The following is a 26,094-nucleotide window of genomic DNA, read 5'->3' as shown; positions in this document are numbered from 1 at the left end:
CCATGGGCACGTCAATACACTGTTGAGACCAACCTGCATACGTGAGGCGGGGTGTGGCAGTGGGAGTTCGCCATCACGGAGCCTCGGCGCAACTACGAGGCGACGATCCGCCGCCACCGGCACCAGTACCGCTGCCGCCCGTGCGGTCAGGTGACACCATCGAGCGGCGACATCCCGGCAGCGCGCTCAGCCACCCTGCGCCGGCGCCCGTCCGCAGTCAGGAAAGGCAACCGACATGCGCGAGGGCCTGCTTGAGCAGGACTCCCTGTCCGCCCGGCATTTCCAGCTGCATCTGCGGTGATGAGGCCTCGTGCGGGGTGAACCAGACCAGGTCGAGAGCGTCCTGCCGGGGGCGGCAGTCACCTGCCACGGGGACGACGTAGGCAAGGGACACCGCGTGCTGTCGGGGATCGTGGTACGGCGTGATTCCCTGCGTCGGGAAGTACTCGGCGATGGTGAAAGGCTGCAGAGAGGTCGGGATCCGGGGCAGCGCCATCGGGCCGAGATCCTTCTCCAGATGGCGCATGAGCGCGTCACGGATGCGCTCGTGGTGCAGAACCCGGCCGGAGACGAGGGCGCGGCTTACCGTCCCGTCCTGCCCGATGCGCAGCAGGAGGCCGATGTGGGTGACTTCCCCGCTGTCGTCGACCCGTACAGGCACGGCGTCGACGTATAGGATCGGCATGCGGGCGCGCGTCAGCTCCAGCTCGTCCGGGGCGAGCCAGCCAGGGGTGGTTTCAGTCATGTCAGCCATTGGCTGATAGTACGTTGAGCGCCTTCCGCTCGAAGGTCTCGTCCATGGTCATCAGCGTGCGGACTGGGCCAAGCGGCCCACGATTCGCCCTGTCGGCCCTGTAGCCGGCGGTATGCGGCGAGCTGCGGTGGAAGCGGCGGCGCGCCGTCTACTCGGTCATGCCGGCGCCGACTCCGCTGCCGGTGACGAGGAAGGCGGTCTCGGGCAGGCTGCCGTCAGCCGCTCGCTGTGCCTGGAACACCTGGGACAGCGGCGACCGAAACATGGGGCTCTTCGCCACCACCGACGTTCAATTTCCGCGGCGTGGCGGCGGCGGACATCTACGTGGCCCCGACCAGGTCGGACTCCGGCACGGCGTCAACCGGCTGGGCCCCAACACCGATCACGGATCGGAGTCAGGTGGTGTGCACGCGACGAGCTTCCCCACCAACTCCGCCGCGGCGATGACATGGGAACCGGATCTGATCTACCGGGAGTCGACCGCGATATCCGACGAGGCCCGCGGATTCCTGGACAAGTCCCTCTGGGGGACCGGCCAGAACAACATCGGCCCGTCGAAGGACGCGTACGGGGCGCTGACATACTGGGCGCCCACGGTCACCGGAACCCCCTCAATGACCACCTTGAAGCCGTTCTCGGAGGGCAGGGCGGCGGACCCGAAGTCGGTGGTCATCTGCGCCAGAATGACACCGGCGACCGCACTGGCGAACGACGTACCGATGGACCGCATCAGGGCGTTGAGGCTGTTCGCGGCGGCCGTCTCGGACGCGGGCACGGCACCCGTGATCACGGCGGGCCTGTCGCCGTAGGCGAAGCCGATACCGGCGCCGATGATGCAGGAGACCAGGACGAGGTGCCAGACCTCGGACATCAGCACGATGTTGAGGCCGTAGCCGGCGGCGACGATGACGGCGCCGAGCATCAGGGTGATCTTCGGGCTCTTGGTCTTGGAGATGGCGGCGGACAGCGGCGCCGTGGCCATCATCACCAGACCCTGAGGCGCCAGGACCGGTGAGCTCTTCTGGGGCAGGACGCAGAAGGACACCATGGAGGGCGACCCGGCCCACGGGTCGCCGGCCGGCCGGTTCGCCGTGGGCGGGCTGCACGAGACGCTGCTCGACGCGTTCCGCGAGGGGGACGTCGGCACGATCGTCGAGAAGGCCCATCCCGAGGTCCAGACGGGCGTCCGGGACTATGTGGCGCAGACCGACCCTGGTGCAACTGCATACCCAGGACGACGTGAGAGCCCACCTCCAGGACTTCTACGGCCACTACTCCGTCCGTGGGATCGAGGTCGTCAACCAGCACTTCGACGACTGGTTCTTCTTCCACGAATTGCGGTGGACGGTCGAGGTCCGGAAGGGTCCGGATGCTGGCGGCGTCTTCCGCTACCACACCGCCGAGTACGCCGAGGTGTCGGCCGCCGGACTTGTCGTGGCGCGCATCGGGCACGACACGGATCAGCTCAGGATCGGCTGAGACGGCTCCGGGCCCCTACCCCGCTACGTCGGTTTCCCGGACGATGCCTCATGAGAATCGTGCCGTTCTTACCGGTGGTCGCGCAGGTGTGCGCGCAGCAGGTTGGGGTCGGTCGCGGTGGTGTAGGCGGCGCTGGACACGTACACGTCGTTGCCGCGCAGCGCGACGGAGGTGGGGTTCTGGAGTCCGTCGGCGGCATCCAGAACGGTGGTGTTGGTGCCGTCGGAGCGGATGCGCACGACCGTGTTGGGCGCGTTGAGCGCGGCGAGGATGTCGTCACCGCGGCCGGTGAAGGTGAAATCGTCGATGCCGACCAGGCCTGATGCCTTGACCTGCGGTGCTCCCGCACGGTTTCCGGAGCGGATCGGAATGCGCAGGAGGGTGCCCTGGTCGAGGTTGGTCACCCACAGGGCGCCGCCGTGTACTTTCGCGCCGTTGGCTCCGAGGAAGCCGGTCGCGGCGAGTTCGGGAGCGGTGGACCATGCGGTGGGTGTGCCGCCCGTGGTGGGGACGGTCCATACGATGCCGAGCACCGAGTCGGTGATGTAGAGCTGCTTGCCGCGCTCATCCAGTGCCAGCCCGTTGGGCAGGCCGTTGGCGGGCAGTGCGGCGATGCGCTGCGGGGCCTTCCCGGGGCGCAGCCGCCACAGGCCCGTCAGATCGGCCGTGCCGGTCGCGTACAGCACGTACAGGGTGCCGTCCGGGGTGTGGACGATGCCGGTGGCGAGGGGAAAGCCGAGGACCGGGGTCTTGACTCCGCCGTCGGCGGGCGCGGGCAGCGTCGCCAGGATGCGCGTCGTGCCCCTGGGGGTGACCTGAGCGACCTGGCGGCTGGCGGCGAAGGTGACGGCTGCCGTGCCGTTGGGCAGCAGGGTGATGTTCTCCGGCAGCTGGCCCGCGGACAGGTCGAAGTGGGCGGTGACCCGCACATGTGCGAGGGGCCCTCTGACGGGCGTCGCGTTGGCCGGCGCAGTCGCTGTGAGGGCGGCTGCGGCCACCAGAACGGCCGACATGGTGATCTTGATGCTTCGCTTGGACATGGTGGACATGGTGGACATGGTTCCTTCACTGTTTTCGGGCATGCGGCAGCCGCGGTGCGGCGCCGTGGTCGAGTGGGCTCGGGTCAGGTGGTGGTGCGGGTTTCGGCGCCATGGCGCGGCTGGGCCGCTGCCTGCGGTGCGGTGGCATGGGTGAGCAGAGTCAGGGCTGTCGCGGACGGGGAGCCGGGAGCGGCTGTGGCCACCACCACGGCCGGACCGTCTCCTTGCGGGCTCTGCAAGGTCTGCTGGGTAACGGTCAGTGTCCCGACCAGGGGGTGGCGCATCTCGTAGTCGGCGACATCGCAGGCCACGATCCGGTGATCGGCCCACATCGTGGCGAACTCCGCACTGCGCATGGTCAGTTCGCCGACCAGTGCGGCCAGCAGCGGATCGTCCGGATAGCGCCCGGCTGCCAGGCGCAGATTGCCCACCACGGCCCGGGCCTTGGCGCGCCAGTCGGTGTACAGGTCACGGGTGTGCGCGTCGAGGAACACCAGCCTGGCCATGTTCGGCCGCAGGCCCGGACCGTGGGGGCTGTCCGGATCGAGATGGCCGGCGAACAGACCGTGACCTTGACGGTTCCAGGCCAGGACGTCGCTGCGGCGGCCAACGACGATGGCGGGTGTGCCCTCAATGGCTGCCAGCAGAGCGCTGATTGCCGGGGTGACGCGTTCGGGACGCGGCCGGGCCGCGGGTCTGCCCCGTCGCGGTGCACCGGCCAGGGCGTGCAGATGGGCACGCTCGGAGTCATCCAGTCGCAAGGCGCTCGCTATGGCGTCGAGCACCTCGCGCGAGGCGTTGCGTGACTGGCCCTGCTCCAGGCGGGTGTAGTAGGGCGCGCTGATGCCCGCGAGCATCGCGAGTTCCTCTCGCCGCAGCCCCGGCACCCGGCGTCGCTCGCCGTAGGTCCGCAACCCGACGTCTTCGGGCCGCAGCTGGCCCCGGCGGGCCTGGAGGAAATCGGCGAGGTGCCCGTGCTTGTTCATGGAACTGAGTATGCGTACCGCCGACGATCCGCGCCTCACCCCGCTGGGGTAGGGATCCGCAGGGTCTGGCTCACCCCGCTCCGGCCCGTAAGGCACGGGAAAAGCACGGGAAAGCACGGGAAAGCACCGGCGTTGGCCGGACGCACCCTCACGACCACGCGCCCACAACTCCGTCACGGGCCGGCGCACCCGGTTTCAAGGGGCATCGCTCTTCAGGTACACCTGGGGCGGCCCTGCCTCGGCCTGAGGGCGCGCGTACTCCCGGGTCGGGGCCTGCCACACCTCGTTCCCGGCAGTCGTGTCCAGCGCCAGCAGTCGCCTGTAGCCGTTGACGAAGTACAGCGCGCGGTACTTTTCCGACAGCACCGGCGCGGACAGGTTTTCCACCCCCGTGTCACGTTGCCACCGCCCGTCCCGGTGCGCGCCGACACCGCTGTGACCATGCCGCCGGCCCGCACCAAGTAGAGAGTTTCGCCGATCAGCCGCACCTCGTCGTTCTGCGTGACACGGCCCTGCTTCGGCAGCGCCACACGGCGGGTCTTGCCGGGGTCCCCCCACGGAACGACGAAACGGCCCGCCGTGAGAACGACGGGCCGTCACGAAGGCTCACGGTCAACGGGCCGTCAGCGCAGACTCATTCGGTACGTCAGCGGCGACCTGCCGGTGATCAGCACGCGCACGCCGTCCGGCGTGAGGGAGCCGTTCATCCACGTATAGCGCTCGCCCGGCTCGACCACCGGCGGCTGCTTGCCGCCCTTGCCGTTCCCCGGCCCGAAGGTGATCCGGTCGTCGCCGACCGTGTACGCCGCCTCTCCGCTGACCAGCTGGTACGTGTCCGCGGCTCCGGCGACCGGCTCCAGGCCCTCGCCGGTGAGCTTGCCGCCGCGGCGGAAGCACAGCTCCAGGGCCAGCGGCACCGCCGACTCGGACACGTCGAAGGACAGCTCCCAGCCGCCGTCCGCCGCCTCCCGCACCAGGATCTCCGTGTGGAGCCTGCGGTACTCCTTGGCGCGGTGCGGGAAGTCCATCGCCGACCAGAAACGGCCGTCGTTGGTGAGCGGGTACGCCCCGTCCCGGCGCCGGTAGCGGCGTGGCAGCGGCTGATGGAACCCCGCGCTCACCTCCGCGCGCAGCCGCCAGCCGTCCCCGTCGCGCTCCACGCCCTCGGACCGGAAGTGCCCCAGCGAGAAGAACTGCGGGGACAGCCGCAGCGAGTCCAGAATCGCCGCGCCCTTGCGCATCTTGAAGAACGTGGGGTTCGTGGAGAGCCCCGAGGAAATGGCGTGCACCTCGGGCAGATCCGTGCCGCCGAAGATGCTCGCGGTGCGCCCGCCACGGCGTACGCGTACGAGTCCGCAGCTGTCGTCATGGTGCTCGAAATCGTCGGGCAGGGGGGCCACGCGCGGCAGCGGGCGGGCCAGCTCCGGCCGGTCGAGCACCTCCGCGAGCCGGTCGCCCGGAGGCGTCTCACCGAACGTCTGCCCCGTGCCGCGTTCCTGCAGCAGCGCCGCCACCGCCGCGAACTGCCCGTTGCCGTCGCGGATCGCCAGCTCCCGGTACTGCAGCCAGAACTCGGGCACATGGCGCAGCGCCGTCTGGTCCTGACGCCGCGAGTGGACGGACTCCACCTCGCCGTTGGGTTCGGTGACGTACAGGGTGGCGGTGAGGTTGTCCCGTACGCACCCGTACAGACCGCGCAGATCACGCCGGCCGCGCCGGTCGTAGAAGCGGGCGAGCGTCAGCAGCGCCGGATTGGTCACCACCGCCGAGTAGGTGGGGCTGCGTTCGCTGTACTCGCCGCCCGCGAGCTGGTCGATGCCCTCCGCGAGCCAGTCGTCGATGCGCCCGGCGTACGAGGGGTGGGGCCAGCGCCGGTGGATGCGGGCGAGCGCGGCGCACACCAGCCAGCGGTGGTTGGCGGTGTGCACACCGCCACCGGCAAGACCGGGGCCCGCCTTGCGCAGAATCCGCTCGACTGTGGCCCGCACCTTCTCGGTGGCCCGGTGGCCGTCCCCGTCGAGCAGGCTGTACGCGATGTTCAGGTCGACGACGGAGAAAGCCGTGTCGGGCGGCGAATGGACCGCGCCCTGGTCGTACAGCCCGTCATCGAACTGCTCCTCGGCGAGGGCGTCCGCGAGCTGTGCGAGCGGCCCGAGCAGCGCGCTGTCGTGGTGGTACGCCGAGGCGGTGTGTACGTAGACGGAGGTGAGGGTGCGCAGGCTGCGGGCGGCGGCCCGGGCCCTGCCCCGGTCGCGCAGATCGGTGATGTGCGCGCCGTACCCCTCCAGGACCGCCGCGGCGCGACCGTCGGCGGCCGCGGTGAGGAAGGCGACGAAGTCCGCGTCCTGCTGTGTCTGTTGCGGCTGTTGCGGCTGTTGTGATGCGGCGGCCGTGCCCTGGCCCGAGACAGCCGCGATTCCAGCAGCAGCCGTGGCGGTGGAGGCAGTAGTGGCGAGGAAGGTTCTACGGGCTATCACGCTGTCTCCCTGTGTGTGACGGACTCGTCTCGTACATCGATGGCCGTGAGCGCCATGGCCAGCGGCCCCGGCGCCAGGAACGCCAGCGGCAGCATCATCCACGCGCACAGCACCGCCGCCGCCAGCGCCAGCAGTACGAGACCGCTGCCGCCCACGTCCCGCAGCGCGTCCCGCGCGGCTCCGCGCACCGCCGCACGCCAGTCGGTGAGCGACTCGGGGCGCGCGCACGAGCGCAGCCCCACCACCACGGCGTACGCGCCGATCACCCCGGCCACCACCGCGAAGACCCGCCCGCCCGGCAGCCCCGCCCCGGCCAGCCCCACGTCCGCCGCGATCAGCAGCGCACCGGCGAGGGCAACCGCGCCCGCGGCCAGGTCACCGAAGCGCGCGCGCTCCCGCAGCAGCGCCACGTACCGCCCGGCCGTCACCGGCCGCCCCTCGCGTACGGAGCGCAGCACCGCGCACGCGGTGGAGAGCGCCGCGGGCACGGTGACCAGCGGCAGACAGGCCAGCGCCGTGACGACGCCGATCGACAGCACATCCGCGAACAGCGTCATCCGCGGCCCGAAGATCTCGCCCGGCTCGCGCCTCTCGCCCGGCTCACGGGTCCGCGTGCTCATCCCTTGACCCCCGAACTGGCCATGCCCTCGACCAGGAACCGCTGGAAGGCCAGGAAGAACAGCACGATCGGCAGCAGCGCGATCACCGACATGGCGAACATCGGGCCGAACGCCGACTGGCTGGAGGCGTCCACGAACGACCGCAGCGCCAGCGTCAGTGTGAACTTCTCCGGCGAGAAGAGATAGATCAGCTGAGTGAAGAAGTCGTTCCAGGTCCAGATGAAGGTGAAGATCGCCGTGGTGATCAGCGCGGGCCGGGTGAGCGGCAGGATCACCTGGAAGAAACTCCGGAAAGGACCGCAGCCGTCGATGCGCGCGGCCTCCTCCAGCTCGCGCGGCAGCCCCCGCATGAACTGCACGATGAGGAAGACGAAGAACGCCTCGGTGGCGAGGAACTTCGGCAGGATCAGCGGCCAGTACGTGTTCACCATGCCGAGCTGGTTGAAGATGATGTATTGCGGGATCAGCACCGCGTGGTGCGGCAGCATGATCGTCGCGATCATGAAGGCGAACAGCGGCCCGCGGAAGCGGAACCGCAGCCGGGCGAAGGCGTACGCCGCCAGCGAGCAGCTCAGTACGTTGCCGAGCACCGCGCCGCCCGCGATGAGCAGCGAGTTGGTGAGCAGCCGGCCCACGGACACATCGCCCACCCCCTCCAGCGCGGTCGTGTAGTTCGACCACTCCAGCTTGCTGGGCAGCAGATTCAGGCTGGCGATCACCTCGTCGGCGGGCTTGAGCGAGGTCGCGACAAGCCACGCCAGCGGATACAGCATCACCAGCAGCGCGGCCAGACACCCCACATGCAGCGCGACGCGCCGCCACGCCACAGGTTTACGAGCCACAGCGGTCGTCGTGGTCATCGGGCTCCCCCCTGGGTGTCGTTGGTGTCGGCGGCGTAGAAGACCCAGGAGCGCGAGGTGCGGAAGAGCACCGCAGTCACCGCGCCGAGGGCGAGCAGCAGCACCCAGGCCATGGCGGAGGCATAGCCCATGTGGGAGGCCACGAAGCCGCGGTCGTAGAGATAGAGCGTGTAGAAGAGAGTGGAGTCGGCCGGGCCGCCCTTGCCCGCGCTGACCGCGAAGGCGGGGGTGAAGACCTGGAACGCCTGGATGGTCTGGAGCACCAGATTGAAGAAGATGACCGGCGACAGCATCGGCACGGTGATGGACAGGAACTGCCGCCACCGGCCCGCCCCGTCCACCGCGGCGGCCTCGTACAGCTCCGTCGGGATCTGCTGGAGACCGGCCAGGAAGATCACCATAGGCGCGCCGAACTGCCACACCGTCAGCAGTGCCACGGCGAACAGCGCCCAGCCGGGCTGGTTGACCCAGCCCCCGGTGTTGATGCCGATGTCCGACAGCAGATTGTCGACCGTGCCGCCGTCGTTGAAGACCGCCCGCCACACCAATGCGATCGACATGGACGCGCCGAGCAGCGAGGGCGCGTAGAACGCGGACCGGTAGAAGCCCCTGCCGCGTTTCATGGACTTCAGTGCCAGCGCGACGGCGAGTGCCAGCGCCAGTTGCAGCGGGACGGCGATGACGACGTACGTCAGGGTCGCGCCGACCGAGCGCCAGTAGCGCGGGTCCTCGGTGAACATCTGGATGTAGTTGCGCAGTCCCACCCAGCGCGGGGTGTTGAACATGTCGTAGTCGGTGAACGACAGATACAGCGAGACGGCCATCGGCAGCAGCGTCAGGACACTGGCGCCCAGCACCCAGGGGGAGAGGAACACCCAGGCCGCGCCCTCGCGCCGCCGCTTCGTGCGTTTGTTCTTCGGTCCCGGGCTCGGGGCGGGGGCGGTGGCCGGGGGTGTGTCGGTGGTGGTCATGACCTCAGCTCCGCCTTTGCCTCGGTGACGTAGTCCTCCGCGGCCTCACGGGGTGACATCCGCTCGAACGACACCTGGTCGTAGTCGCGCTGGAAGGTGGTCTGCAGGGCGTTGTCGCCGCTGGGCGGAGCCTGCGGCGGGGGCTTGAGGCTGCCGTCGACGGAGTTCTGGTAGTCGGCGACGGTCTTGTCGAACTCCTTGAGTTCGGGAACGACGTCCCTGCGGATCGACTCGTTGACCGGGATGCCGCGGCTCGCGCCGAGGATCTTCGCGGCCTCCTGGTCGTTGATGAGGAAGTCGATGAGCTGGGCCGCCTCCTTGGGGTGGTCGGTGGTGGCGCCGGTCCCGACGAACATCGACGGCTTGAAGTACTGCCCGGGCGTGCCGTCCGGACCGGACGGCATCGGCGCGATCGTCAGACCGTCCTTCACGACCGCCTGGAAGCCGCTGGAGGGCGCGTCCCAGTTGACGTCGGCGACCGACTTGCCGCGGGCCAGCGGGGTGTTCTCCACCGACCCGTCGAGCTGCGTGGTCTGCTCTGCGGGGGACACCGCGCCTTCGCGCCGCAGCTTGTCGGTGAAGGTCCACCAGCGGGTCAGGTCGTCGGTCGTGAAGCCGAGCCTGCCGCCGTCCTCGGTGTAGAGGGACTTGCCCTGGCCGCGCAGCCACACCTCGAAGACGTCCTCGTTCTGCCCGGGGTCCACGGAGCCGGGCTTCCCGGTCTTCTCCGCCAGCGCCCGCATGGCGGCGGCCCAGTCGTCCCAGGTCCAGCCCTGGCGGGGGAGTGTCACCCCGGCGGCCTTCCACTGCTTGGCGTCGTAGACGACGGTCTGGGTGCCGCGGGCCTGCGGGATCGCGTACTGCTTGCCGTCCACGACTCCGGTGGCGAGCAGCCCCGCGTCGATCTCGGCGGTGCGCAGCGTCTCCTTCTGCGTGGAGAGGTCGAGCAGTACCCCGCCGGACGCGTACTTGTCGATCTGCCGGTAATCGAGCTGCATGACATCCGGAGCGTCGCCGCCGGCCGCCTGGGTGGCGAGCTTCTGCTTGTACGCGTCGTAACCGGCGAACGACGTCTGCACCTCGATCCCGGGGTGCTCCTTCTCGAAGAGCGCGACGGCTTCCTCGGTGCGGGCGGCCCGGTCGGGGTTGCCCCACCAGGTGTAGCGGAGGACGACCTTGCCGCCCCCGCTCGTGTCGTCGGAGCCACCGCAGCCGGTGAGCGCCAACGTCGCACATAATGAGAGCGTCAGGGCCGACACACAGGACCTCTTTGTCCCATTTTTGGGCATGCCTGAGACACCTCTCCCTTCCTGGACTGGTTGGGTTGGTTACTCTCCGTAGTACGGGAGTGTGGTGCCCGGTAGTTCGTACTCGTCGCGGCGACCGCACATGCCGTAGCCGCCCTGCCGGGACGGCTCGCTGTCGTACGAGCCCGAGTCGGCGAGATAGGCCGGGTCGCCGGACTCCAGGGCGGCGAGCTGCTCGCCCGTACGCTCGGCCGTGGCCAGGGCTCCGGCCCGCCACAGCTCACGCCAGGCCGGGACCTTCGCCCGTACGAGGCGGGCGGCGGCCTGCTGGAACTCCAGGTAGGGGCCGTTGTCGCCCGCCTGGAGCGCCGCGCGCAGCGGCAGGTACCCCTCGACCGCCAGATCGCGGCGCTTGCGGGCGGCGGCGGCAGCCTCCGGGCCCGTCTTCGCCGGGAGGGCGGCCGCGTCGGCGTACCGCTCGGGGTCGGCGAGCACCTCGGGCGGGAAGGTGAAGACGGCGTCCCCGGCCTCCGGCAGTCCGCTGTTCTGCATCAGGACGGTGATGCGCAGATCGCCGCCCTGCACCATGCGGTGCACGGTGCCCGGCGTGAACCAGGCCACCGAGCCGGCTTCCAGGGGGACGTCCCGGTAGCCGCTGGGGCTGAGGGTCTGGACCGCTCCCCGGCCGCCGGTGACGACGTATGCCTCGGTGCACACCAGGTGCAGATGGGGGCTGCCGCCGCACACGCCGTCGGCGGCCTCCCAGTCGTACGCGCTGAGATGCGAGAGCCCGACGGCTCCGGGCAGGGGGTGGGGGAGGAATCCGGGGAGGGGGTGCGGGAGGCTCACCATGTCAGTCCCTTCAGGTGCGTGGCCACGCGGTCGCGGTCCCAGGCTCCGTCGGCGACGACGATCCGGTAGCGGTAGGCGAACGACGCGCCGGGCGCGAGCTCGAACTCCTCGAAGAACGCCCAGGAGAACGCGACGGTCGGGATCGGCTCGGAGCGCACGAACCAGTGCGACGGGTGGATCGCGGTCGCCGGGTCGAGGTTCTCCGGGGCGTGCGCGAAGACGAGTGTCGAGTGGGCGTCGATGTCGTCGTGTTCGGCGGTGAAGGCGAGCCACGGGCCCTGGGTGCCCATCAGCGGGCCGGTGTCGGTGTCGGTGCCGTCGGCACTCGGGAGGTCTTCCGGGCCGAAGATGGCGCCGCCGGTGAAGTCGCGCGGCCCCCGCCACTGCAGGCCGGTGTATCCGGCCATCTCACGGCCCGCGGTGGTCGGCGAGCCGAAGCGCAGCGGTTCGCTGTGGATGTTGGTGAGGCTGATCGACCAGTCCAGGGCCCAGGACCCGGCCTGCTCGTCCACCGAGTGGACGGTGACGGTGCGCTGCTCGCGGGCCCACTCCTGGCCGCCGTTCTCGACCCAGGTGAGGTCCTCGGCGAGAGTGAAGCGGTCGTCGGCGGTGTCCAGCACGGAGAAACCGTCGTGGCGCATCGAGCCGATCCGCTCGGGCAGCCGCTGGTAACCCTCCCCGGGGACATAGCAGTTGCCGCCCCAGAAGTTCTGCCCGGACAGATGACTCGCGGTCATCTGGAGGCCCTTGTGCCAGCGGTGGTCGTTGGGGCGGTAGCCCGAGACCTGGTTCCCGGCGAGGGTGCGCAGCGGGTGGATGTACGGCTTACGGGCCTCGAAGGCATCCGGGTCCGGCTTGTACACATAGCTCAGCAGCTCGACGCCGCCGGACGACCGGACGGCGATCCGCTCGCCGAGGGTGTGGGTGACCTGGATCGTCATCGCGCGGGGCTCCAGTCGGGGTGACCGCCGTGCATGGCCACGTAGTAGGGGTCGCCGGGGAGGATCTCGCCCGCATACACCGGCGCCCCGGTGAAGGCCGCCTTGTAGAGGGCCGCGGCGAACTCGAGCGTGGAGCGTGCGTCGGTGCCGCTGCCCGGGGGACGTACGCCCGAGTCGTGGGCATCGAGAACCGCGCCCAGCTGAGCGGTGTGGGAGCTCGGCACGTCCACCGCGGGCCGCCAGGAGGCGGTGCGCTGGGCCGGGATGTTCGGGGCGGCGGTGTAGATCCAGTCGGCGTTGCTGTGGCCGTACAGGTGGGTGAGCTCGACGGTGGCGTTGGCGCAGTCGATGCGGATGCGGCTCACCTCGTGCGGGGACACGACGCTGTTGACGACGGTGGCCAGGGCGCCGTTCGCGAAGCGCACCAGCGCCGTCGAGACGTCCTCGCTCTCGGTCGCGTGGACCAGGCGGGACGCCATGGCGCGGACCTCGGTCCACTCGCCGAGCAGGTGCAGCAGCAGGTCGTACTGGTGGATGCCGTGGCCCATGGTGGGGCCGCCGCCCTCGCTCGCCCACGTGCCCCGCCACGGCACCGAGTAGTACTCGCTGTCGCGGTGCCAGGTGGTCTGGCAGTGCGCGACGCGCGGCGAGCCGAGCTCACCGCTCGTGATCAGCTTGCGGGCGTGTACGGCGCCGGAGCCGTAGCGGTGCTGGAAGACCACCGACGCGTACGCCCCCGAGGCGTTCTCGGCCGCGGCGATCTCGTCGTACTCGGCGAGCGAGAGGCACAGCGGCTTCTCGCACAGCACCCAGGCGCCCGCGGTGAGCGAGGCTACGGTCTGGGCGGTGTGCAGCGACGGCGGGGTGCCGATCAGGACCAGGTCGGGGCGTTCCGCTGCGAGCATCGCGTCGAGGTCGGTGTACCCCTGGACGTCCGCGCCCGCCGCCTTGGCCTCCGTACGGAAGTCGTCGAGCCGGGCCGCGTCGATGTCCACGGCGGCCGTCAGTTCGACGCGGTCGCCATGGGCTTGCAGCGCGGGCAGGTGGCTGCCGGTGACGATGCCGCCGGTGCCTACGACGGCGGCACGCAAACGACGGGGCGGGGTGGGGGGCATTCTTGGGCTCCTCGACAGCGGTGGAAAGCGCTTGCGCAGTACCGACCCTAGGCATCGGGCGAATGTCAGGACAAGGGCTCTGCAGCTATGAATGAAACGACTCAGTCGGCGGGGCGACGTGAGAGGGGTCGGGAGACGGGCCCGCGGCGGCGTCCGATCGTCATTGACGCCCGTGATCCAGTGGGCCAACCTCACGACGTGCAGGTGACGATACGAGAGGTTGCGAAGGCGGCGGGGTCTCCTCGTCCACCGTATCCCGGGACGCACGCCTGCGACGGAACGGTGAGCAAGCTCACACACTCACACCCTGTGGCCAGAGGCCTGATCACCGGTCGTACGGGGCACCTGGGCCTGATCGTGCCGTGGTCGTGGGCACGACAGACGCGCTGACCCATCGGCGGCGGGCCGCGGAGACCGCCGCGCACGGGGTAGCGGGGTACGGGTGCAGGACCGGATGAGCGCCGTGGGATGCGACGACATCGCCCTGCCGGGGACGGCCGCGCCGGGGCTCACCACGGTCTCGGTACCGAAGGTGCACGGCGTGCGGGCCTCCTTGCCGCCGGGTGAGAGCGCATGCAATCGTTGCCGCCGTCATCCCCCCCGGACCCACGCCTCCCTTCCCGCATCCCCGCCCGGAGCAACGGAGTTCCGCATGTCTTTTGACACCGCACGCCGCCGCTGCGCCGTGGTGGGCCTGGGTGCCCGCGCCCAGCTCTTCACCGAGGCGCTGACCGGCCCCCACGCCGACCGGATCGAGCTCGTCGGCTTCTGCGACGTCAACGCGCACCGTATGGCCGTCCACAACGACTGGATCGCGGCCGCTCACCCGGGCCACCCGCCCGTACCCTCGTACGCCGCCGAGGACTTCGAGGAGATGCTGCGCCGCGAACGCGTCGACCTGGTCGTGGTGTGCACCGTCGACAGGACCCACGACCACTACATCGTGCGTGCGCTGGAGGCGGGCTGCGATGTGGTCACCGAGAAGCCGATGACCACCGACGCCGGGCGCGCCCGCCGCATCCTGGACGCCCAGCGGCGCACCGGCCGTGACGTCAGGGTCGCCTTCAACTACCGCTACAACCCGGTGCATTCCGCCGTACGGGAGCTCATCGCGGCGGGTGACATCGGCGAGGTCGGCTCGGTCCACTTCGAGTGGCTGCTCGACCTGCGCCACGGCGCCGACTACTTCCGCCGCTGGCACCGCGACAAGGCCAACTCCGGGGGCCTGATGGTGCACAAGGCCACCCACCACTTCGACCTGGTCAACTGGTGGCTGGGCACGGAGCCCGAGAGCGTGTACGCGCAGGGCGGCCTGTTCTTCTACGGCGAGGAGGCGGGCCGCCGCCGCGGCCTCGCCCGGGACTACGCCCGCGCCCACGGCTCGCCCGCGGCCGACGGCGACCCCTTCGCCGCGCGCCTGGCCGACTCGACGGTGCTGAGCTCGCTGTACCTGGACGCGGAGGGGGAGGACGGCTACCACCGCGACCAGAATGTGTTCGGTCCGGGCGTCAGCATCGAGGACGACATGGCGGTGCTGGTGCGCTATGCCTCCGGCGCCACCTTGACGTACCACCTCACCGCCTATGCGCCCTGGGAGGGCTACCGGATCGCCTTCAACGGCAGCGAGGGGCGCATTGAACTCCTCGTGGAGGAGTCCACCTGGGCCCGTCCTCAGGTGCGCTCCTCCGACGGCGCGAGCCCGGTCACGAGCGCGGTCATGCACGGTGCGGCGGTCGGCGACGAGGCAGGGCGTACGGAGCTGTGGCTGCGCCGGTTCTGGGAGGAGCCGAGGCAGCTGAAGGTGGCGACCGGCGAGGGCGGCCACGGCGGTGGCGACGTCCGGATGCTGGCCGATCTCTTCGGCGAGCAGACCTCTGATGGACTGGGGCGGGCGGCGGACGCGGGTGACGGGGCGCGCTCGCTGGTGACGGGACTGGCCGCGAACCACTCGTTCGTGACGGGACTGCCGGTCAACACCCGGGATCTGCTGGAGCTTTAACCGGCCAATTTGTCTAGACCATTGACATGGTCACGACTCTCCGCCACGCTGGAAGCGCTCTCAGAACTCGTGCGCACACCCCCACGTCGGCGAGGAAATCATGAAACCGCCTGCCCTCCCGCACTGGCTCACGGTCATGTCGGCCGCCGCGATGGCCCTGGTCATCGCGGCAGCCCCGGCCACCGCGGCGCCCCGGACCGAACAGTGGACCGGAGACAGCCCGTACTTCTCCTCCACCGGCAGACCCGGCGGCACCCCCACCGTCGTGTCCCACGGCGGAGCGAACGACGGCAAGGCCCTGCGCCTCCAGCTCAAGGCACGCCCCGGTGTCTCGCCCGGTAACGGCGTCGAGATCACCAGCAATGACAAGGCCTACCGCTACGGCACGTTCGGCACCCGCATCAGAACCGCGGACTGCACCGGCCTCGGCCGCCTCGGCGTGGTGACCGGCACGTTCACGTACTCCTCGGACCACACCGACCGCAACGGCAACGGACTGCCGGACAACGACGAGATCGACGTGGAAGTCCTGTGCGCCCAGCCCCACGTCCTATGGCTGACGATCTGGACCGACTACAGCGACGCCACCCTCGCCGTGCGCAAGATCTCCCGCGCGATCAACATGCGCACCGGGCAGATCCTCTACAACTGCTATGCCACCCAGCTCGGCGGGGACTGCGCGCCCGCGCAGCCCGGCGAGAACAGCCCCGCCTCCGTCACGCCCGTTCCGGACTTCAACTCCTCCACCCAGTTCCGCACCTATATGTTCGACTGGCAGCCGGGGTCGGTCACCTTCTGGGGCTTCGACAACAGTGGCAAGAAGAACGTCCTGTGGGACTACCGGGGCCCGGCCTCGCGCATCCCGGACCAGCCGTCGGCGTTCATGCAGAACGTATGGCACACCAATGAGTGGGACCCGCTGGACGGCCCGGCCCGCAACCAGCCGCAGACCGCCGTCTCCGCCTATGTCGACTCAACTGTCCTGCCCCGCTGACGGAATCGGGGCGAGTCGATCGGGCGAGCGGCTCGGATTTCCGGCATACGAGGACTTGCCCCACTCCGGCTCGGCAGCCGAAGCGGTCTTGCTGTTGTGCGGCATGCGCATGGCGCATATGGCTTGCTTCGGTCACATGAGGCTCAGAACGCGGCCTGCCCGGGGCTACAGGCCCTGCGCGGGAAGGAAGGTGGCGGCGTCTTCGGGGTGGCTTCGGGTAGGGGCAACGGCTTGGCGTAGCAGCGGCTGAGTGCCTCGTGCTGGTAGGGCGGATAGTTGGGGATGAGGGTGTAGCCGGCGCGGGTGTAGAGGGCGATGGCTTCGGGCTGGTGGACGCCGGTTTCCAGGCGGATCTCGTGGTGGCCGAGCGCGGCGGCGGTGCGTTCGGCCTCGGCCAGGAGCCGGGCGGCGATACCGCAGCCTCTGGCCTGGGGGCTGACGTACATGCGCTTGAGCTCGGCTGCGCCGTCGGGGAAAGGCTGGATGGCGCAGCAGCCGACAGGCCGGGCGCCGGTCTCGGCGAGGAGGAAGCGGATGGCGGGGTCGATGTGGGCGCCGCCGTCGCAGGGCTCGTCGGGGTAGCGGGCGGCGAGGTCGGCGTCGAGGTCGCGGACCAGCCGCAGGATCCGCGGGTCGTCCGAGGAGGCCGCGGTGATGGTCAGGTCGCGGGTGGTCACAGGCTGTGATTCCTTTCGAGGAGGAGGTCGAGCTGGGTTTCCAGGACGTGCCGCTGCAGGTCTGGCGGGTAGGCGTCCGGGTCGGTCACGGCGTTGAGGGCCAGGCCGTCCAGGCAGGCGACCAGGGTGCGTACCCGCCATGCCAGGTCGGCGGGCTCCGGCTGCTGGGGGCAGGCGGCTCGTACCAGCCCGGTGAGGCGGCGGACCCAGGAGGCGTGGCTGACGGTGTGCTCGTGGAGGAGCTCCGGGTCGGTGCGGGTGGCGAGTTGGAAGTGCGACCAGACGACGGCCTCCAGGTATCGCTCGTCGTCCAGTGGCAGCGCCTGCTCGGCGACGGCGTACAGGGTCTCCCGCGGGGTGTCCCGCGGGGGCAGCGCGTCGATGCGGGTGGCCATGCGGCGGTGCATGACGGAGCGGGCGTGGGCGAGCAGCGCCTTCTTGTCGCGGAAGTAGTGGGTGACCATGCCCGTCGTGCAGTCGGCGGCGGTGGCGACCGCGCGCAGGGTCAGGCCTTCCAGGCCACTCTCACCGACGACCTGCCACACGGCTCTGGAGATCTCCGAGCGGCGCTGTTCATGGTCGACCTGCTTTGGCACGGGGGCTGCTCCTCGTTCGCATAACATCTGTTGCGCAACGAACGTTATGCGAAAGCGGGCGCACAGGGCAAGCAAGCGTGAACCGGAGCCAGGAAAACCACCGGGTGCCTACGCCCTCGGCGCTGCCCCAAGCGTTGATCACTCACCAGGGTGGGGCATAGGTTTCCGTGCATGACGAATGTTCGAATCGGTGTGATGTACGACCGCGATTGGGCCCCGGAAGGGTTGCCCGGGTTCGCGCGGGAGGCCGAGGCGCTGGGAGTGGACGACCTCTGGGTGGTCGAGGACCTCGGATGGAACGGGGGGATATCGGCCGCCTCCGTGGCGCTGGCAGTGACGGAGCGACTGCGGGTGGGCATCGGAATCATGCCCGCGCCGTTGCGCAGTCCGGCGTTGCTGGCGATGGAGTTGGCGACGCTGGCGCGGATGTTCCCGGGGCGGCTTGTGGCCGGGATCGGGCACGGGGTGGCGGAGTGGATGGCCTCGGCCGGCGTCGCGGCACGGTCGCCGCTCGCCCTGCTGGAGGAGACGATCACCTCCGTGCGCGCGCTGCTGCGCGGGGAACGCGTCGAGCTGGAGGGGCGGGAAGTGCGACTGGCTGGTATCCAGTTGGTGCATCCACCTGTCGAGCCGCCGCCGGTGATCGCGGGCGTGGTGCGGCCCCGCTCGCTGGAGCTGTCCGGGCGAGTCGCGGACGGCACGCTGATCGCCGAGGGGCATGGGCCGCATGATGTGGAGAGCGCTCGAGCGTTGATCGACAAGGGCGGAGCCTCTGCCGACCACACTGTGACGGTGCTCGCCTTCTGCTGTGTGGGCGACGACGCCGATCAGGTGGCGCAGGCGCTGCAACCCTGTGTCGAGGGCCAGGGCGCCTGGCTCGGTCGCCCGCCGGAGCAGGTGTTTACGGCCTCCGGGACGGCTGAGGAGGTCGCCGAACGAGTCCGCGAGCTGGAAGTGGCCGGAGCGGGCACTGTTGTTTTGCGGATGGTCGGTCCCGAGCCGGTGCGGCAGCTCGGGACGGTGTTGAAAGCCCTTGGGCGCCAGGTTCGGAACTGACGCGGTGGGGCACAGGTCGGCGTAGTGCGTCCCGGCGGTGTCCTGTCAGCCGCCGGGCCGCCGGGCCGCCGCGCCGCTTCGTCGGGTCCTCAGTCCACTGGCCTGAGGACCCGACGCTTGCTTTGGTCACGTGAGGCTCAGAACGCGGCCTGCCTCACTGACGTTGGGGCCTACTCTCGCCCTCAGTGACGGCCGTTGTCGCCGCCATGTCCGTTGTCGTCGTGGTCGTCGTGGTCGTCGTGTCCGTTGCCACCGTGATGTCCGTTGTCGTCGTCGTGGTGGTCGTCGTGGCGGTCGTCGTGCCTGGAGTACCCGGAATCGTCGTGGTCCCAGTGTGAGTCGGCGGCAGCGGTGCCCACACCGACACCCGTGAACGCAAGGACGACAGCGGCGAACGCGGCGGCAATGAGGCGTCCGAACCTAGACATAGCTATGCGCATGATGCATACCTTCTAAGGTGTGTAACTGTCTGGCGAACCCGGAAGTCCCGAGTCCCGCTAGCATCCGGCCCGTCCGGGCTCAACGTGGGACCGCCTGATTTTCGCTGTAGCGGTACCGACAGCGTGGCTGGCCATGGTTCCCCAACCACTCCGCCACCCGGACCGCGGCCTCAGTCGCGGTGTTGGCCGGTCTTCGACGCTGTCCGGCCCCTTATGGCCACAGAATTCAACGTCGTGCCTTCACGCTAGTCAGATACCGGGACATCGTCAAACAAACCGGGCATCTTCTTCAGGATTGACCAGCGGCTGGCCAATCCGCCTCTATCGAAGGGAAATCGCGGCTGTACCGGCAGGCCCGGCGCGGGGCGGCTGTGCGCGGGCATGCGGTTCGATGGCCCGCTATGGCACAAGTCCGGCGCGGGAACAGCGGATCCCCTGCGCGACTCCTTGACGCACCTGTTGCTCCAGCTTAGGGTTCCGGTTCGAAATGATCGACATGTGCATCGAAAGTTTCGTAACCAGGTGAAGGCCGCACCGCGCCGCCACTACGGGGCGGGTACCGGAATCCGAGGAGCACGCATGTTCCGTCATCGTTCCGTCAGAGACCACCGCCATACCGCGGGCATCGCGGCTGCCGTGGTCACGGCGCTGGCAACAGGCCTGGCCGCATTAGCTGTCGCCGTTCCCGCCCACGCCGCCGAGCCGACCCTGGGTGAGCTGGCAGTGGCCAAGGGACGGTACTTCGGCACCGCCACCGACGTCACGCCCGCCGATCCCCGCTACGCCCAGATCCGCGATTCCGAGTTCAACCAGATCACCCCCGGCAACCGGATGAAGTGGATGTACACCGAGCCCTCGCAGGGCCAGTTCGACTATGTGGCGGCCGACGCCACCGTGGCCACCGCCGAGGCCCACAACCAGCAGGTGCGCGGTCATACGCTGGTCTGGCACAGCCAGTTGCCCGGCTGGGTCAACAACGTACCGGCCGATCAGCTGCTCGGTGTCATGCGTAACCACATCACCAACGAAGCCACCCACTACAAGGGCCGGCTGACCCAGTGGGACGTCGTCAACGAGGCGTTCGAGGAGAACGGCAGCCGCCGGCAGAGCGTCTTCCAGCAGAAGATCGGCGACAGTTACCTCGCCGAAGCCTTCAAGGCCGCCCGGGCCGCCGACCCGGGCGTCCAGCTCTGCTACAACGACTACAACATCGAGGGGCTGGGCGCGAAGAGCGACGCGGTCTACAACCTGGTGAAGTCGTTCCAGGCCCAGGGTGTTCCGATCGACTGCGTCGGCATGCAGGCACACCTGATCCTCGGTCAGGTGCCGAGCACCATGCGGCAGAACATCCAGCGCTTCGCCGACCTCGGGATCGATGTCACCATCACCGAGCTGGACATCCGGATGGACCTGCCCCGTACGGCGGCCAAGGACACCCAGCAGGCCGCCGACTACAAGGCCGTTGTCCAGAACTGCCTGGCCGTGACCCGCTGCCGGGGCATTACCGTCTGGGACTTCAGCGACGGCTACTCCTGGATTCCGGACGTCTTCCCCGGCCAGGGCGCCGCCCTCCCGTACGACGAGAACTTCGGCAAGAAGCCCGCGTACTGGGCCATTTCCGAGGCGTTGGGCGGTCCCGCCGGGCCCGGTCCGACGGACCCCAACCCGCCGGGCGACTGCACCGCCACGTACCGCATCAGCAGCCAGTGGCAGAACGGGTTCACCGCCCAGATCGACGTCAAGAACAACCGTGCCACCCCGATCAGCGGCTGGACCCTGAAGTGGACGCTGCCCGGCGGCCAGGGCATCGCCAACCTTTGGAACGGTGTGCTGTCCACCAGCGGAACCGCCGTCACCGTGACCAACGCCGGCTACAACGGCACCGTCGGCGGCGGCGCCACCACCAGCCTGGGCCTCCAGGGCACGGGACCCGCGACCGTACCGAGCGTCACCTGCACCGCCCGCTGAGGCGCACGCCCGCCTGATCCCCGACGGGGGATCAGGCCAAGGCGGCGGTGGTCAGGCCCAGGCCGTGACCGCGACGAAGGAGCTGTCCTGGCGGAACAGGTCCGTGCCGTCGCCCTGTTCCACGCGGAGCTGGTTGCCGTAGTGGCGCAGGTAGTAGCCCCCGTAGTTGTACGACTCCAGGCGGACGGAGCCGCTCGCCGTACCGGCCCTGGCGATGAACGTCGCGTCCCTGGCGAACGTCGACGTCCCTTCGTTCGCGTCGAAGCGGGCGCGGAAGTCGTAGTGCCGCAGGTACCTCCCGGCCGCGTTCCGGAAGGAGTAGCCGTTCGCGTCGGCGAGACCCGGGACGACGGTGAAGGTGGCCGCCTGCTTCACGGCGGCGCTGCTGGAGGCGGTCACCACCGGAAGGTCGAGCAGGGAGGCCTGCTCCTGCCAGTAGCGGGTGGAGTAGTTGACCGACCGGAAGGAGCGGGTGACGTTGGTCGGGAGGGTTGGGCCGCCGGAGACCGTCTCCTTCAGTACGGTGAAGTGGCGCGCGGTACCGGAGATGCCCGGCAGCTTCTTCGGGGCGGTCCAGGTGGCGAAGGTGTCGTGGCTGTCGCTGAAGTAGTAGCTGCCGTCGCCGTAGCCGTCGAAGAAGATCCGCCAGCCGCCGTTGTCGAGCTGCACCAGCGCCGCGCCCTCACGAGTGGAGCCCCAGCCCGCCCAGTTGCCGGTCCGCCGGATGGTGTACGAGCCGGTGAGGCTGGTGGCGGTGGCGTACTCGATGTACTTCGTCGTCTCGTTCTTTGTGAAGGCGTGGTAGGTCGAGCCGAGCTTCACGACGAAGGTGTCGATGTGGTTGCTGCCGATGCCCGACATGGCCACGGGCGCGGACCAGGCGGTGAGCGCGGAGTTGGTGGCCCTCAGCACGTACGGCGTGAAGTTCCACTGGTCGCTGGTGGTCGAGCAGGACACGATGACGCTCACGCTGCCGTCGCTGTCGATGAACCACTCGGGCGCCCAGGCGCGCGAGAGATTCGCGATGGGCACCGTGTAGTTGTACAGGAACGTCCAGTTGGCCCGGTCGGAGCTGCGGGCGAAGCCAATGGTGGTGCTGGTGTCCTGCCAGGTGTGTGTGGTGTAGGTGATGTAGTAGTAGCCATCGGTGTGGCGGATGATGCTGGCGTCGCGGATCCGGTTGCTGGGCGGGGTGTAGGCGCTTGCTTTGAGGAGCCGGAAATCGGTGGCGTCGTCGGCCTGGTAGACGTTGACGGTGCCGTCGTTGCTGTTGAGGAACGGCACGATGGTGTAGCGGGTGGCGGAGCCCCGGGGCGGCGCGGCTGCCGCGGCCGTGGAGAGCAGGCTTGGCAGTCCAGGCAGTCCAGGCAGTCCTGGCAGTCCGCCGCCCAGGACGAGCGCCGTGGTGGGCAGCGCGACCATGGCCCGCAGCACGCCGCGGCGGGACGGCGCGAGGGGATGCGATGCGGCGGCGGCGGTGGTGGGTCTGTCCGGTGTGGTGGTCACGTGCGGCTCTCCTCGGAACGTTCCTGCGATGCGATAGGGGGGTTTGTTTTCATGCCAATGCTGAGTGTCGTCCGAGCGCGAGTGTGATGCGCACAATTCCCGTGCGTCAATAGGTTGTTCGTATTTCGGCGACGTAACGCGAGGGTCCTCACAGAATCCGTTCGACGGGTCGAATGGTTCGGCCTGTCGCACAAACGAAGAGCGATTTCTGCATGCTTGTCGAGGCTTGTCGATTCACAGGGGGAAAGCGCTGTCATACCTCTCGACAAGCTTCTGTCGCGCCCCGATTATGCAAGCAGTTGTGGCATGGACGCGACAGGAGAAAATTCATGATCAAGCGCAGAACGCTGCTGACCGCGGCGGGTGGCACGGTGTTCGGCGGCGCCCTGGCGACGGGCATCGCCCGAGCCGACGCGACCATCGGGATCAACCCCGGTACCACCTACGGGCGCTGGGAAGGCTGGGGCACCTCCCTGGCCTGGTGGGCCAACGTATTCGGCGCACGCGACGACTTCGCCGACATCTTCTTCACCACCAAGTCCGTCGCCTACAACGGAAGGACGCTGCCGGGCCTGGGTATGAACATTGTCCGGTACAACCTGGGCGGGTGCAGTAAAAATACGGTCAATGGGCAGAGCATGGCCGTTTCCCCCAACATTCCCGCTTTCAAGCAGATCGAGGGTTTCTGGCAGGACTGGAACAATGAGGACCCCGCGTCCTCGGCCTGGAACTGGAACGCCGACGCCGCCCAGCGGGCGGCCCTGGTCAAGGCGACCCAACGGGGCGCCGTCAGCGAGCTGTTCGCCAACTCGCCGATGTGGTGGATGTGCGTCAACCACAACCCGTCCGGCGCGGCCAACGGCGGCAACAACCTCCAGTCCTGGAACTACCGCCAGCACGCCTCGCATCTGGCCGCCGTGGCCCTGCGCGCGAAGAACAACTGGGGCGTGAACTTCGCCACCGTCGACCCCTTCAACGAACCCTCGTCCAGCTGGTGGACGGCCACCGGCACGCAGGAGGGCTGCCACATGGACGCCTCCGTGCAGGCGGCCGTGCTGCCGTATATGCGTAGCGAACTCGACAAGCGGGGACTGACGGGCACGGCGGTCTCCGCCTCCGACGAGACCAGTTACGACCTCGCCCGCACCACCTGGAACGCGTTCGGCTCCACGACGAAAGCGCTCGTGAAACAGGTCAATGTGCATGGCTACCAGGGCTCCGCCGGCCGCCGCGACCTCGTGTACACCGATGTCGTGACCACCGCCGGCAAGAAGCTGTGGAACTCCGAGACCGGCGACTCGGACGGCACCGGCCTCACCATGGCCGCCAACCTGTGCCTGGACATGCGCTGGCTGCACCCCACCGCGTGGTGCTACTGGCAGGTGATGGACCCGTCCGCGGGCTGGGCGATGATCGCTTACAACGGGAGCACCCTCCAGGCGGGCGCAGTCCAGACCAAGTACTACGTGATGGCGCAGTTCAGCCGCCACATACGGCCGGGGATGACCATCCTGGACACCGGCGTCGGGTATGCGACAGCGGCCTACGACGCGGCACAGAGGCGGCTGGTGATCGTCGCCGTCAACACCGGCGCCGCACAGACGCTGACCTTCGACCTGTCCCGGTTCGCCCAGGTCACCGGAGGCACGGGCGGGGTCGTACGGCGCTGGAACACCGTCACCTCCGGCTCCGGCGACCTGTACACCCCGCGGACGGACAGGTACCTGAACGGCAAGCTGCTGAGCGTGCCCTTCGCCGCCGCGTCGGTGCAGACCTTCGAGATCGACGGAGTGGTGATGTAACCCACCGGGCCGTGGCTGCTCCCTACTCGACGGGGACGAGCGTGAGGTACGCCAGCCCGAGAACGCCGCGGTAGCCGCTCAGCCAGGCCGACCGGTGCCCGTCCAGACGCTCGCGTGTCTCGGCGGCCAAGGGGTGGTCGCCATGGGTGGCGAGCCACTCCTCCGTGTCGGCCTGGTACCCGGACTCGAACTCCTCCCATTCGCCCATGTCCGCCGTCTCGGTCCATACGGGACGGAATCCGGCGTCGACGGCCACCTGTACCAGCTGGTCGAGGTAGAGGTGTTCGCCGGCGGAGGCGTCCGGCCACATGGCGGCGAGTTCGGCGGTCGTGGGAGTGCGCTGCCAGAAGCCTTCGCCCAGGACGACACGTCCGCCGGGGGAGACCAGGCGGCGGAGCGCGTGGAGTGCGGCGACGGTGTGGTGGGGAGGCTCGGCGTCGCCGCTGAGGGCATGGCTGGCGCCGAGGCAGAGAACGAGGTCGGCGGGCCCGCGAGTGGCCGCGGTGGCGGACTCCTCCACGAATTCGACGCGGTTGGCGAGCCCGCGGGCCTTGGCGTTGTCGCGGCCCCTGGCCAGGTCGTCGCCGCGGATGTCGATACCGATGCCGGTGGCTCCGGGTGCGGCGTCCAGGACACGTAGCAGCAGCTCGCCCCAGCCGCAGCCGATGTCCAGGACGGTGGCAGGGCCGGTCCGGGCGAGCCGCTCGACGATGCGCGCCGCCCGGGCCTCGGACAGGGGCCCGTGGAAGGTGAGGCGGGTGAGGCGAGGGGGAAGATCGGTGTCGGTCATACCCGAACGCTAGCCGCGGTGCGGCGGCCCGTACATCGAGTATCGATCAGGGGCATTCCTTGCGCCCTCCCCGCGTCGCTGTAGACGCATGCGCATAGCATCTGTCCTCGGCATGGACATCATCAGCAACTGGGAACTGGTCGCGCTCGCCGCGGCAGCCGCGCTCGTCGGCTTCTCGAAGACCGCCGTGAGCGGCGCGAACACGGTCAGCCTCGCGATCTTCGCGGCCGTGCTGCCCGCCCGCGAGTCGACGGGGGTGCTGCTGCCGCTCCTGATCGTCGGGGATGTGTTCGCCGTGCTCATCTACCGGCGGCACGCCCACTGGCCGACGTTGCTGCGGCTGTTTCCCGCGGTGGTCGCGGGTGTGTTGGTGGGCGCGGTGTTCATGCTCTGGGCCGATGACGACGCCGTACGTACGTCGATCGGGGCGATTCTGCTGCTGATGTCCGCGGTCACGATGTGGGGCCGGCGTCCGGGGGCGGCCGAGCCGCTCGCAGCGCCGCAAGACCAGGGGGATGAAGGCGGCGTCGGCGGCGGTCGGCTGAAGGCGCGTTCGTACGGCGTCCTCGGCGGCTTCACCACGATGGTCGCGAACGCGGGCGGCCCCGTCATGTCCCTCTATCTGATCTCCACCGGCTTCCGGAAGCTCGGCTTCCTGGGGACCGCGGCATGGTTCTTCCTGATAGTGAACACGTCGAAAGTGCCCTTCAGCGTCGGCCTCGGACTGATCGACCGGCAGTCGCTGCTGCTGGACGCCGTGCTGGTGCTCTTCGTCCTGCCCGGCGCGTTGATCGGCAAGGCGTGCGCGGGCCGGATCGACCAGCTGCTTTTCGAGAGGCTGGTCATCGGGGCGACCGTGCTCGGCGGCCTGCAACTGCTGCTGTTCTGAGCCGGTCTCGTGGGCCTCACTCTTCCCGCCGGGGC

General features: G+C 69.4%; 24 protein-coding genes and 1 pseudogene. 7 read left to right on the top strand and 18 right to left on the bottom strand.

Annotated features, from left to right (window positions below; translation table 11 throughout):
• Positions 1–217 precede the first annotated feature (217 nt).
• Complete coding sequence (locus tag ACIHCQ_RS21330; protein ID WP_399664520.1) at positions 218–745, bottom strand: NUDIX hydrolase family protein; 528 nt, start codon at positions 743–745, stop codon at positions 218–220.
• Between the two features lie 565 nt (positions 746–1,310).
• Positions 1,311–1,763, bottom strand: a pseudogene (locus ACIHCQ_RS21325) (MFS transporter); the annotation flags it as partial.
• Positions 1,764–1,993: 230 nt separating this feature from the next.
• Here ACIHCQ_RS21325 and ACIHCQ_RS21320 point away from each other — a divergent pair.
• Positions 1,994–2,233 carry a hypothetical protein gene (locus tag ACIHCQ_RS21320; RefSeq protein WP_399664320.1) on the top strand — a complete coding sequence of 80 codons (240 nt, stop codon included), beginning with the start codon at positions 1,994–1,996 and terminating at the stop codon, positions 2,231–2,233.
• Positions 2,234–2,301: 68 nt separating this feature from the next.
• Here ACIHCQ_RS21320 and ACIHCQ_RS21315 read toward each other — a convergent pair whose 3' ends face one another.
• From ACIHCQ_RS21315 to ACIHCQ_RS21265, 11 genes are all read right to left on the bottom strand, one after another.
• The gene (locus ACIHCQ_RS21315) at positions 2,302–3,273 is read right to left on the bottom strand and encodes a hypothetical protein (RefSeq protein ID WP_399664317.1); all 972 of its coding nucleotides are present in this window, start codon (positions 3,271–3,273) and stop codon (positions 2,302–2,304) included.
• A gap of 83 nt (positions 3,274–3,356) precedes the next feature.
• The gene (locus ACIHCQ_RS21310) at positions 3,357–4,259 is read right to left on the bottom strand and encodes a helix-turn-helix domain-containing protein (protein ID WP_399664314.1); all 903 of its coding nucleotides are present in this window, start codon (positions 4,257–4,259) and stop codon (positions 3,357–3,359) included.
• A gap of 195 nt (positions 4,260–4,454) precedes the next feature.
• Positions 4,455–4,646: a hypothetical protein gene (locus tag ACIHCQ_RS21305; protein ID WP_399664311.1), complete on the bottom strand. Its 192-nt coding sequence runs from the start codon at positions 4,644–4,646 to the stop codon at positions 4,455–4,457.
• Positions 4,647–4,882: 236 nt separating this feature from the next.
• Complete coding sequence (locus ACIHCQ_RS21300; RefSeq protein ID WP_399664308.1) at positions 4,883–6,736, bottom strand: hypothetical protein; 1,854 nt, start codon at positions 6,734–6,736, stop codon at positions 4,883–4,885.
• A complete protein-coding gene (locus ACIHCQ_RS21295; RefSeq protein WP_399664305.1) occupies positions 6,733–7,356 on the bottom strand; it encodes a hypothetical protein in 624 nt (207 codons plus the stop codon). Before ACIHCQ_RS21295 ends, ACIHCQ_RS21300 begins: the two co-directional genes overlap by 4 nt.
• Entirely contained in the window at positions 7,353–8,216 is an 864-nt protein-coding gene (locus ACIHCQ_RS21290; RefSeq protein ID WP_399664302.1) for a carbohydrate ABC transporter permease, read from the bottom strand. Before ACIHCQ_RS21290 ends, ACIHCQ_RS21295 begins: the two co-directional genes overlap by 4 nt.
• A complete protein-coding gene (locus tag ACIHCQ_RS21285) occupies positions 8,213–9,187 on the bottom strand; it encodes a carbohydrate ABC transporter permease (RefSeq protein WP_399664298.1) in 975 nt (324 codons plus the stop codon). The genes ACIHCQ_RS21290 and ACIHCQ_RS21285 overlap by 4 nt, the downstream gene beginning before the upstream one ends.
• Positions 9,184–10,476 (bottom strand): ABC transporter substrate-binding protein, encoded by a 1,293-nt coding sequence (locus ACIHCQ_RS21280; protein WP_399664296.1) that lies wholly within the window; start codon positions 10,474–10,476, stop codon positions 9,184–9,186. The genes ACIHCQ_RS21285 and ACIHCQ_RS21280 overlap by 4 nt, the downstream gene beginning before the upstream one ends.
• Positions 10,477–10,515: 39 nt before the next feature.
• Positions 10,516–11,286 (bottom strand): cupin, encoded by a 771-nt coding sequence (locus tag ACIHCQ_RS21275; RefSeq protein WP_399664293.1) that lies wholly within the window; start codon positions 11,284–11,286, stop codon positions 10,516–10,518.
• Positions 11,280–12,227 (bottom strand): PmoA family protein, encoded by a 948-nt coding sequence (locus ACIHCQ_RS21270; RefSeq protein ID WP_399664291.1) that lies wholly within the window; start codon positions 12,225–12,227, stop codon positions 11,280–11,282. The genes ACIHCQ_RS21275 and ACIHCQ_RS21270 overlap by 7 nt, the downstream gene beginning before the upstream one ends.
• The gene (locus ACIHCQ_RS21265; protein ID WP_399664288.1) at positions 12,224–13,342 is read right to left on the bottom strand and encodes a Gfo/Idh/MocA family protein; all 1,119 of its coding nucleotides are present in this window, start codon (positions 13,340–13,342) and stop codon (positions 12,224–12,226) included. Before ACIHCQ_RS21265 ends, ACIHCQ_RS21270 begins: the two co-directional genes overlap by 4 nt.
• Positions 13,343–13,994: 652 nt before the next feature.
• Here ACIHCQ_RS21265 and ACIHCQ_RS21260 point away from each other — a divergent pair.
• Positions 13,995–15,341: a Gfo/Idh/MocA family protein gene (locus tag ACIHCQ_RS21260; RefSeq protein WP_399664285.1), complete on the top strand. Its 1,347-nt coding sequence runs from the start codon at positions 13,995–13,997 to the stop codon at positions 15,339–15,341.
• 100 nt (positions 15,342–15,441) lie between these two features.
• A complete protein-coding gene (locus ACIHCQ_RS21255; RefSeq protein WP_399664282.1) occupies positions 15,442–16,335 on the top strand; it encodes a glycoside hydrolase family 16 protein in 894 nt (297 codons plus the stop codon).
• A 143-nt stretch (positions 16,336–16,478) separates the two neighbouring features.
• Here ACIHCQ_RS21255 and ACIHCQ_RS21250 read toward each other — a convergent pair whose 3' ends face one another.
• Together ACIHCQ_RS21250 and ACIHCQ_RS21245 are read right to left on the bottom strand one after the other, a co-directional pair.
• Positions 16,479–17,012, bottom strand: a complete 534-nt coding sequence (locus tag ACIHCQ_RS21250; RefSeq protein ID WP_399664279.1) for a GNAT family N-acetyltransferase — start codon at positions 17,010–17,012, stop codon at positions 16,479–16,481.
• On the bottom strand, positions 17,009–17,608 hold the full coding sequence (locus ACIHCQ_RS21245) for a TetR/AcrR family transcriptional regulator (RefSeq protein WP_399664276.1): 600 nt from the start codon (positions 17,606–17,608) through the stop codon (positions 17,009–17,011). The genes ACIHCQ_RS21250 and ACIHCQ_RS21245 overlap by 4 nt, the downstream gene beginning before the upstream one ends.
• Before the next feature lie 171 nt (positions 17,609–17,779).
• Between ACIHCQ_RS21245 and ACIHCQ_RS21240 the strand changes: the two genes are divergently transcribed.
• A complete protein-coding gene (locus ACIHCQ_RS21240) occupies positions 17,780–18,664 on the top strand; it encodes an LLM class flavin-dependent oxidoreductase (protein WP_399664273.1) in 885 nt (294 codons plus the stop codon).
• A gap of 182 nt (positions 18,665–18,846) precedes the next feature.
• On the opposite strand, the gene ACIHCQ_RS21235 is transcribed toward ACIHCQ_RS21240, so the two are convergent.
• The gene (locus tag ACIHCQ_RS21235) at positions 18,847–19,104 is read right to left on the bottom strand and encodes a hypothetical protein (protein WP_399664270.1); all 258 of its coding nucleotides are present in this window, start codon (positions 19,102–19,104) and stop codon (positions 18,847–18,849) included.
• A 579-nt stretch (positions 19,105–19,683) separates the two neighbouring features.
• On the opposite strand from ACIHCQ_RS21235, the gene ACIHCQ_RS21230 reads away from it, so the two are divergent.
• Positions 19,684–21,072, top strand: a complete 1,389-nt coding sequence (locus ACIHCQ_RS21230) for an endo-1,4-beta-xylanase (RefSeq protein WP_399664267.1) — start codon at positions 19,684–19,686, stop codon at positions 21,070–21,072.
• Positions 21,073–21,123: 51 nt separating this feature from the next.
• On the opposite strand, the gene ACIHCQ_RS21225 is transcribed toward ACIHCQ_RS21230, so the two are convergent.
• On the bottom strand, positions 21,124–22,494 hold the full coding sequence (locus ACIHCQ_RS21225; RefSeq protein ID WP_399664517.1) for a glycoside hydrolase family 43 protein: 1,371 nt from the start codon (positions 22,492–22,494) through the stop codon (positions 21,124–21,126).
• A 413-nt stretch (positions 22,495–22,907) separates the two neighbouring features.
• Between ACIHCQ_RS21225 and ACIHCQ_RS21220 the strand changes: the two genes are divergently transcribed.
• Positions 22,908–24,380, top strand: coding sequence for a glycoside hydrolase (locus ACIHCQ_RS21220; RefSeq protein ID WP_399664264.1), 1,473 nt, complete (start codon positions 22,908–22,910; stop codon positions 24,378–24,380).
• Positions 24,381–24,402: 22 nt separating this feature from the next.
• On the opposite strand, the gene ACIHCQ_RS21215 is transcribed toward ACIHCQ_RS21220, so the two are convergent.
• A complete protein-coding gene (locus ACIHCQ_RS21215; RefSeq protein WP_399664261.1) occupies positions 24,403–25,170 on the bottom strand; it encodes an SAM-dependent methyltransferase in 768 nt (255 codons plus the stop codon).
• A gap of 112 nt (positions 25,171–25,282) precedes the next feature.
• On the opposite strand from ACIHCQ_RS21215, the gene ACIHCQ_RS21210 reads away from it, so the two are divergent.
• Positions 25,283–26,059, top strand: coding sequence for a sulfite exporter TauE/SafE family protein (locus tag ACIHCQ_RS21210; RefSeq protein WP_399664514.1), 777 nt, complete (start codon positions 25,283–25,285; stop codon positions 26,057–26,059).
• Positions 26,060–26,094: the final 35 nt, after the last annotated feature.

This window comes from Streptomyces sp. NPDC052236, from assembly GCF_044548015.1.
Taxonomy (GTDB): Bacteria; Actinomycetota; Actinomycetes; order Streptomycetales; family Streptomycetaceae; genus Streptomyces.
This window is presented reverse-complemented; position numbering and strand designations above follow the sequence as displayed.

Coding starts and splice junctions, on each gene's coding strand:
- ACIHCQ_RS21285 (WP_399664298.1), bottom strand. CDS start 9,187: ATGACCACCACCGACACACCCCCGGCCACCGCCCCCGCCCCGAGCCCG.
- ACIHCQ_RS21210 (WP_399664514.1), top strand. CDS start 25,283: ATGGACATCATCAGCAACTGGGAACTGGTCGCGCTCGCCGCGGCAGCC.
- ACIHCQ_RS21295 (WP_399664305.1), bottom strand. CDS start 7,356: ATGAGCACGCGGACCCGTGAGCCGGGCGAGAGGCGCGAGCCGGGCGAG.
- ACIHCQ_RS21315 (WP_399664317.1), bottom strand. CDS start 3,273: ATGTCCAAGCGAAGCATCAAGATCACCATGTCGGCCGTTCTGGTGGCC.
- ACIHCQ_RS21240 (WP_399664273.1), top strand. CDS start 17,780: ATGACGAATGTTCGAATCGGTGTGATGTACGACCGCGATTGGGCCCCG.
- ACIHCQ_RS21290 (WP_399664302.1), bottom strand. CDS start 8,216: ATGACCACGACGACCGCTGTGGCTCGTAAACCTGTGGCGTGGCGGCGC.
- ACIHCQ_RS21310 (WP_399664314.1), bottom strand. CDS start 4,259: ATGAACAAGCACGGGCACCTCGCCGATTTCCTCCAGGCCCGCCGGGGC.
- ACIHCQ_RS21260 (WP_399664285.1), top strand. CDS start 13,995: ATGTCTTTTGACACCGCACGCCGCCGCTGCGCCGTGGTGGGCCTGGGT.
- ACIHCQ_RS21280 (WP_399664296.1), bottom strand. CDS start 10,476: ATGCCCAAAAATGGGACAAAGAGGTCCTGTGTGTCGGCCCTGACGCTC.
- ACIHCQ_RS21330 (WP_399664520.1), bottom strand. CDS start 745: ATGACTGAAACCACCCCTGGCTGGCTCGCCCCGGACGAGCTGGAGCTG.
- ACIHCQ_RS21255 (WP_399664282.1), top strand. CDS start 15,442: ATGAAACCGCCTGCCCTCCCGCACTGGCTCACGGTCATGTCGGCCGCC.
- ACIHCQ_RS21215 (WP_399664261.1), bottom strand. CDS start 25,170: ATGACCGACACCGATCTTCCCCCTCGCCTCACCCGCCTCACCTTCCAC.
- ACIHCQ_RS21275 (WP_399664293.1), bottom strand. CDS start 11,286: ATGGTGAGCCTCCCGCACCCCCTCCCCGGATTCCTCCCCCACCCCCTG.
- ACIHCQ_RS21235 (WP_399664270.1), bottom strand. CDS start 19,104: ATGCGCATAGCTATGTCTAGGTTCGGACGCCTCATTGCCGCCGCGTTC.
- ACIHCQ_RS21230 (WP_399664267.1), top strand. CDS start 19,684: ATGTTCCGTCATCGTTCCGTCAGAGACCACCGCCATACCGCGGGCATC.
- ACIHCQ_RS21225 (WP_399664517.1), bottom strand. CDS start 22,494: ATGGTCGCGCTGCCCACCACGGCGCTCGTCCTGGGCGGCGGACTGCCA.
- ACIHCQ_RS21265 (WP_399664288.1), bottom strand. CDS start 13,342: ATGCCCCCCACCCCGCCCCGTCGTTTGCGTGCCGCCGTCGTAGGCACC.
- ACIHCQ_RS21270 (WP_399664291.1), bottom strand. CDS start 12,227: ATGACGATCCAGGTCACCCACACCCTCGGCGAGCGGATCGCCGTCCGG.
- ACIHCQ_RS21220 (WP_399664264.1), top strand. CDS start 22,908: ATGATCAAGCGCAGAACGCTGCTGACCGCGGCGGGTGGCACGGTGTTC.